A 6,836-nucleotide genomic window follows, 5' to 3' on the forward strand; every position below is an offset into this window, starting at 1 on the left:
ATGCATGACGACGATTGGCACATCTGACAAGAGTTTAATCTCTTCGGCACGGCTTAACGCGGCGGCAATCTCTTCGACAAGTGTTACGGAGCGGTGCTGACCGCCCGAGCAGCCAATAGCCACGGTCGCGTGCTTTTTTCCTTCAGCGACGAAACGAGGCAGAACAAGTTCGAGCAGTCCCATGATGCGTGAAAAGAAATTCAGGTAATCGGGGTCCTGCTGCACGTATTCGCGCACCACAGCCTCGAGCCCTGTGCGGGCTTTCAGTTCTGGGTCGTAATGCGGGTTACGCAGGAACCGGGCATCGAATACGAGATCGGCCTCACGGGGAAGACCAGCCGGGTAAGCGAAGGAAAGCAGGGTGACTGTCATCGAGTCGCCATCATTCTGATGGCCAAAACGCGACTCGATCAGGCGACGCAAATCATGGGGGGGCAGATCGGATGTATCGATCACGAGATCGGCTTCGTCACGCAGGGGCGCTAGCAGGGCAATCTCCTGCTCGATGCTCGCCACAAGGCCCGGTGCGATTTCCGAACTGTTGTCCAGCGGGTGACGACGGCGCGTTGCCGTGTAACGCCTGAGCAGCACATCTGTCTCGGCCGTTGCGTAAAGCAATTCCACATGCAGGTCGCGCTGGGTACGCAGCTGCGCCAGTGCCATGATGACGGCTTTGGCCTCGAACCCTCTGGTGCGCACATCAATGCCGATGGCCAGAGGCTCCACCGTTCGGGCGGCCAGGGCATCGAGCAAGGTCAGGGGCGGGTTATCCGTGACCTCGTAGCCAATATCCTCAAGGATACGCAGGATCGAGGATTTCCCCGCGCCTGATAGGCCGGTCACCAGCAGGATGCGCCGCGCTGAACTCACAAATCGCCACTCCAGTTACCGGACGGAAGAAAGACCATCAGAACCTTAACCTTCTTCGAGGTCGCTGGGGAGGGGGAGACAGGAGGCGTTCCCCCCATTGAGGCCGCAAAGAAGTGTGAAATCACTCAGGCGGCAGCGCAGCGCCGTGCGAATGATCGCCACTGCATCCGCGTGAAAGCCGTTCAGAGTCATCTGCCATAGTCCTGTATCGGGTTCGACAGTTTTCTCTGGCAGGCGTACTGCCCTGGACGGGATCGAGAGATGAACATGCAGGCCAAGCCTTGCCGTAGCGCGATAGGGCATACGAACCAGACCCAGCCCGCGAATTTCGATCATCCCGGCAAGGGCAGGGGGCGCAGAGGCGTGGAGATCGCGGATGACCAGACGATCATCTCCCACCAGATCGAAGCCTGAGTCGATCAGGCGGAGCAGGAGGCTGGATTTGCCGCATCCCGATTGTCCGGTGAGCACAACACCTATCCCTGCAAGGCTCGCACAGGATGCGTGGATCTGCCCGTCTCGGGGAATGATGAAAGGCGATGTGCAGTCCTGTGATTGTGGGTTATGAGTGCCGTCATGCACGACCATTCTTCCCTCTCTCCTCGTCCCGTCCTGCAGGACAGCGTGACCTATTACGGTGTGACAGGGCTGGGCCCGGACGGCAAACCGCCCGAGAGCCTGATTGAGGAATGTCAGAATGCCCTTGCCCGCATACGCGACATTCTGGCGACACATGGGCTTGTGCCTGAGGACATCACGCATCTGGCGTATATGATACCCGATAGCGTGGTGTTTACGGCCTGCCAGCGGATCATTGCCGAGGCGCTTGGTCCTGCCCGACCCGCCATGACCCTGCGCCTGAAACCGAGCTTCGACGTGCCGGGCCAGAGGCTGGAATTCAATTTTATCGCCTCGGCCTGAAGTCACGCCGTAGAGGCGCGTTGCGGAGCGATCTGTCCCGTCAGACGCCAGCGCGTAATAGGTGTAAAAAAAACAGGGGGCTGTAACGCCCCCTGAATATCCTCGTTCGCGATGCCGGCTCAGTGACGCGGCGAATAGAGCGTCGTCAGGCGGTCGGGGGTGTTGTCCAGACGTTCCAGATGCGGGTAGCGCAGGCCGTCATGGTAGGGAATGGCCACGGTGCGGTAATGCTCGCCCGACTTGACCAGAAGCGTGATGGGCGCCTTGTCGGTTTTCGCAGCCTTGATGGCATCGATCAGGCCTTCGGGTGAGAACGTATCGCCATTGACGGCAACGATCTCGTCATGAATGGCCAGACCAGCCTTGTAGGCGGGGCTGTCCCAGGCGACCGTGCCGAGCTTGCCGTTCTTGGCGCTGATGATCACACCCAGCGAGAAACGCAGGCTGAGGCGATGGCGGTTCTTGCCAGCCTGCGCCTCGAATGCGTTTTCCTTGTCGGTAAAGACCAGCTTGTAGCCACCGGCTTCGAGCCCACCCAAAGGCGCGCGCTTTTGCACGGTGCTGATGCGCTCATGCAGGAACTTCGCCCAGTCATAGGGCACGACCTTGTTCAGGGTCAGGACTATATCATCGAAGGTGTAGGTGCTGACGATGATGCTGCCGTTATTGGTGCCAAAGAACGCCTTGGCGAAATCGTCGAGCGATTTCGTGTCATGCGAAAGCTTGCGGATCATCATGTCGGCATCAAGCCAGACGAGCTGACCTTCAACATAGTAATCTTCCGAGCGCTGGTAGTCGCGCCAGGACTGGGGGGCACGCTGGGCGATGATCGGGTCATTGGTGGTATCCGCCACCGGGCGCCATGCCCGCCCAGCCTGGGCGTCGTAGCTGGCCGCTATCAGGGCGAGCGCCTCAAAACCCTGATCCTTGGACACCAGTCCGGAACGGGCCGCGAGGACATTACCCCAGAACTGGGTCTGACCCTCATACACCCAAAGCAGCGAGCCGCGCTGGGGCGTGTTGAAGGTGGGGCCGTACAGATCGGCCGGGCGGCGATACTTGCCATTCCATGAATGGGTATATTCATGGGCCAGCAGGTCGCGCTGCGGGAAGGAATGCTTCCAGTCCGTGAAGTAATCCTCGCTCACGCTGTCTTCGCTCGACTGGTGATGTTCGAGCCCGATCCCGCCAAGTTCGTCCGTCAGCGCCATCAGGAAGTCGTAATGGGTGTAGTGCTGCGAGCCGAAAGTCAGAATGGCCTGCGTGACCAGATTGCGGTGGATCTGCAATTCGGCATCGTCATAGGCCAGATCGCCCGGCTTGTCGGCCACCATGTTCAGTGTGACGGGCACGCCACCCGGTGCGTTGAGCGCGACCTTGCGGAAATAGGCTCCGGCGAAGATCGGTGAATCGACCAGCGTGTTGTACGGCACCACGCCATAATTGAGGGTGTCGCCGGTTGCGTTGCCATTGGTGCGCAGCGCCGTTGCGGCCTGCCAGCCATGCGGCAGGGTCACGCTGGCCTGAACAGGAATGTTACGCGAGTAGTAGCCCGCCGGATAAAGCGAGACCTCGTTCCACTGAACATTGACGATATGGGGCGTCATGACCACGCGCCCTTCATCATCCGTCACCGGCGAGAGAAGCTTGAAGTCGAGATCGAGCTGTGTCTGGTCCTTGGTGACGGGCACGTGGAAGGCAAACACATCCACCGGGTCGCGCAGCCAGGGAATGGTCTTGCCACCGGCGCTCGCGACCAGGCCACCAAGCTGCATGATCGTGCCTTCCGGCGCATGACCGCCCGGCACCCATTTCGGATAGAGCAGTACGAGTTCACCGGCTTCGCGGGCGCTTTGCGGCACGGGCACGGTCTCATGCATGGTCATGACATGATGATCCAGATCCGTGGCATTGACGCTCAGCTTGAGCGTGCCGGGAAAGGCAATGTCCTTGGGTTGCGGCAGGGGCGAAGGCAGCGGTGTGGCTTCCGGCTGCGGCTGGCCCTGTGCGGAGGCACTGGCCGGAGCCGCGAAAGCAGACACGGCATGGGTGCCGAGAACGAGGGCAGCCAGAAATGTGCCCGCGCGAAAAAGGCGAATGGTCAAGCGTGATACTCCACGAGATGCAGATCGATCATGTGTATTCATTACCAAAGTGCAAACGCACGCGGCTGACAACCCATATTCCGGGTTCGATATGACTCTTCCTCGCGAAATCCTGTGTCGTTGCAGCGTCATCGCCCCTCGACTGACGAACATATCGGGGGGCGTAATTCAGGCCACAGGACCGTCAGGATTTCACAAGACCCAAGACAAAACAGTTCAGGGATCCTGTTGTATCAGCAGGGTGATGTCACCACCGCAGGCGGCTTCGTTGGTTGTGATCACGGTTTCACTCAGCAGCCACTCAGGCCGGACCGTATCCAGATCATAGACCGGGACCACCATGCCCTCGCGTGCCGTAACGGTCAGGGCGGCCTGTTCGGCACTCTCGGCACCACGCTGGATGAGCATGGCGTCACATTCCGGCAGCGCACCGGGATCGACGCGCGTAATGACATTGGCCAGCTGGCGAGAGACCTGCCTCAGCCACTCCACTGCGTTATCGGGTGCCAGAACCAGCACCTGATTCCCTGCGCCAAGCGCGAGCCCCACGGCATGCAGCAGGGCAGGCCAGCTTTCGCAGGCACAGAGAATGACGCCTTTGGGCCGCAGCATATAGTGGCTGGTTTCCCCATTCGGGCCAGGCATGTCGAGGGTAAGGCCGCATAATCTGTGGGCGATGACGGCTCTCACCCGGCGGGCCGAAGGCGGGTCCCGGGGTTCGAGAAAGGCGAGAAAGGCGCGCGCCGTGGCGGGGACAGGCGCCTCTGGCGGCGCTTCGAGCGGGCAGGGTGCGCCATGCATCAGACGCGGAAGGAGCAGGGGACCACCCAACTTGGGGCCCGAGCCGGAAAGCCCGCGCCCGCCGAAAGGTTCCGTCCCGATTCGTGCGCCGATGATGCCGCGATTGACATAGATATTGCCAGCACGGCTGCGGGCGCAGGCACGGTTGATACTCTCCTGGATACGGCTCTGCACGCCAAAGGTCAGGGCATAGCCTGTGGCATTGAGGGCATCCACGACGCCGTCGAGCTCGTGACGCGCATAGCGCCGGATATGCAGAACCGGGCCGAACACTTCCTGCCCGATATCGGCAACGCGGCCAATCTCGATAAGTGTGGGAGGGACGAAATGGCCCTTCAATGTCTCGACGCGCATGTCGGGCTGCCAGACGGGATAACCGGCGCGGCGCATCCGATCGACATGGGCTTCCACCCGAACACGCGCCCCGGCCGAAATCAGCGGGCCGATATCGCAGCACAGCCTGTCCGGTGCGCCGAGGTGACGTTCGATAATGGCACCACGCAGACGTTCGATGAGTTCATCTGCGCCGTCTTCCTGCACCAGAAGGACGCGCAGGGAAGCGCTGCGCTGACCGGCACTGTCAAAGGCGGAGGTCAGGATGTCGGGAATGACCTGATCGAGCGGTACGCTGCTATCGACGAGCATCGCATTCTGCCCGCTGGTATCGGACAGGAGGGGCACAGGCTGGCCGGTTCGCCCGGTGCGTCCCAGCAACTCGCGACTGATGGTCTTGGCCACGGCGGTCGAGCCTGTGAACATGACGCCGTCGATACGGGGGTCGGCCACCAGCGAAGCACCGACATTGCCTTCGCCTGGCAGGAGCTGGAGGGCCGCTGGCGGCAGGCCCGACTCTATGAAAAGCGAGAGCAGATGGGCTGCGACAAGCGGTGTTTCTTCCGCAGGCTTGGCAATGACGGCATTGCCCCCAGCCAGGGCGACGGCAACCTGACCGGTAAAACTGGCAACAGGGAAATTCCACGGGCTGATGCACAGTATCGTGCCAAGCGGTGCGCCGTGCCGCCCTGTCTCATCCAGCTGGCGCAGTTGCGCCGCATAGTAGCGCAGGAAATTCACGGCCTCGCAGAGTTCCTGCGTGGCATTGGCGAGTGTCTTTCCTGCCTCGCGAATCAGAAGCTCGAGCAGCGTCGCGCGATCCTGCTCGATGGCCACGGCGACACGATCGAGACAGTCCGCACGCTCCTGTGCGGTGGTGCGACGCCATATCTGTTCACCCTCTGCAGTATTGAGGGCAGCATCGATATCGCGCGGTCTGGCATAGATGACGACACCAACATGATCGTCATGTGCCGCCGGATTGGTGATCGAGCGTGCGCGCCCTTCGGGCCTTGGCATGGCAGGGCCAATGGGCATGGCCCTGAAAACACGGGCTGTCGCGGTAAATCCTGCGATCAGGTTTTCCAGATCGAGCAGGTTGTCGAGATCCGGCGCGATCGCCCCCTGTCGTTCTGCCCCGTAAAGATCGGCAGGCAGGCTGAGCGAAGGGTCCGGTGAGCCATGGGGCAGTGGTGCGCGTGCCAGCGTCACGGGATCGGCAATGAGTGCATCAAGAGAGACGGCCCGGTTGGCGACCTGATTGATGAAGGAGGTAGGCGCGCCATTTTCGAGAAGGCGATGCACCAGATAAGGGCCAAGATGTGAATCGGCTCCAACAGGTGACAGGATACGACAGGCAGCGCTGCGCGGACGTGTCGAGACCAGAGGAGTATAGAGCGTTTCACCCATGCCATGCAGGCAGCCGAATTCATAAAGCCCCGGCCGCCATTCGGGCGCGAGGGCGAGAATGGTCGCTATACTGCGGGCATTATGGGTTGCGAATTGCGGGTAGAGTGCAGCCTCTTCTTCCAGGGCGCGACGGGCGCAGGCGATATAGCTGACGTCACTATGGCACTTGCGGGTGAAGACAGTGTAGTCGGCGTTTGCCCTGGCCTGGCTGTGCCGGATTTCCTCATCACGATAACTGCCCTTGACCAGACGCAGCATCACGCGTCGCCGGGTCTCGTTGGCGAGCGCCACCAGATGCTCGATAAGGGGCAGGGACCGCTTGTCATAGGCCTGTACGGTGAAGCCAAGACCGTTCCAGCCTGCAATTTCAGGGGCGTGACAGAGCGCATCGAACAG

Annotated in this window: 5 protein-coding genes; 1 reads left to right on the top strand and 4 read right to left on the bottom strand. The window is 61.0% G+C overall.

The window, feature by feature from the left end; genetic code table 11:
* The coding region (gene rapZ / locus P792_RS23980; protein ID WP_235075400.1) for an RNase adapter RapZ at positions 1-870 on the bottom strand (870 nt) is incomplete at its 3' end.
* A gap of 45 nt (positions 871-915) precedes the next feature.
* Entirely contained in the window at positions 916-1,452 is a 537-nt protein-coding gene (locus P792_RS35835; protein ID WP_235075401.1) for an HPr kinase/phosphorylase, read from the bottom strand.
* On the opposite strand from P792_RS35835, the gene P792_RS23990 reads away from it, so the two are divergent.
* Positions 1,447-1,791: a hypothetical protein gene (locus tag P792_RS23990; RefSeq protein WP_062163962.1), complete on the top strand. Its 345-nt coding sequence runs from the start codon at positions 1,447-1,449 to the stop codon at positions 1,789-1,791. The two genes, P792_RS35835 and P792_RS23990, sit on opposite strands and share 6 nt — an antisense overlap.
* A 119-nt stretch (positions 1,792-1,910) precedes the next feature.
* Here P792_RS23990 and P792_RS23995 read toward each other — a convergent pair whose 3' ends face one another.
* Positions 1,911-3,896, bottom strand: coding sequence for a M61 family metallopeptidase (locus P792_RS23995; protein WP_023977825.1), 1,986 nt, complete (start codon positions 3,894-3,896; stop codon positions 1,911-1,913).
* A gap of 216 nt (positions 3,897-4,112) precedes the next feature.
* Positions 4,113-6,836, bottom strand: a 2,724-nt coding sequence (gene putA, locus P792_RS35840; RefSeq protein WP_035439369.1) for a bifunctional proline dehydrogenase/L-glutamate gamma-semialdehyde dehydrogenase PutA, incomplete at its 5' end; no start/stop codon positions are given.

Origin of the sequence: Asaia sp. SF2.1, assembly GCF_000505765.1 — a bacterium.
Taxonomy (GTDB): Bacteria; Pseudomonadota; Alphaproteobacteria; order Acetobacterales; family Acetobacteraceae; genus Asaia; species Asaia bogorensis.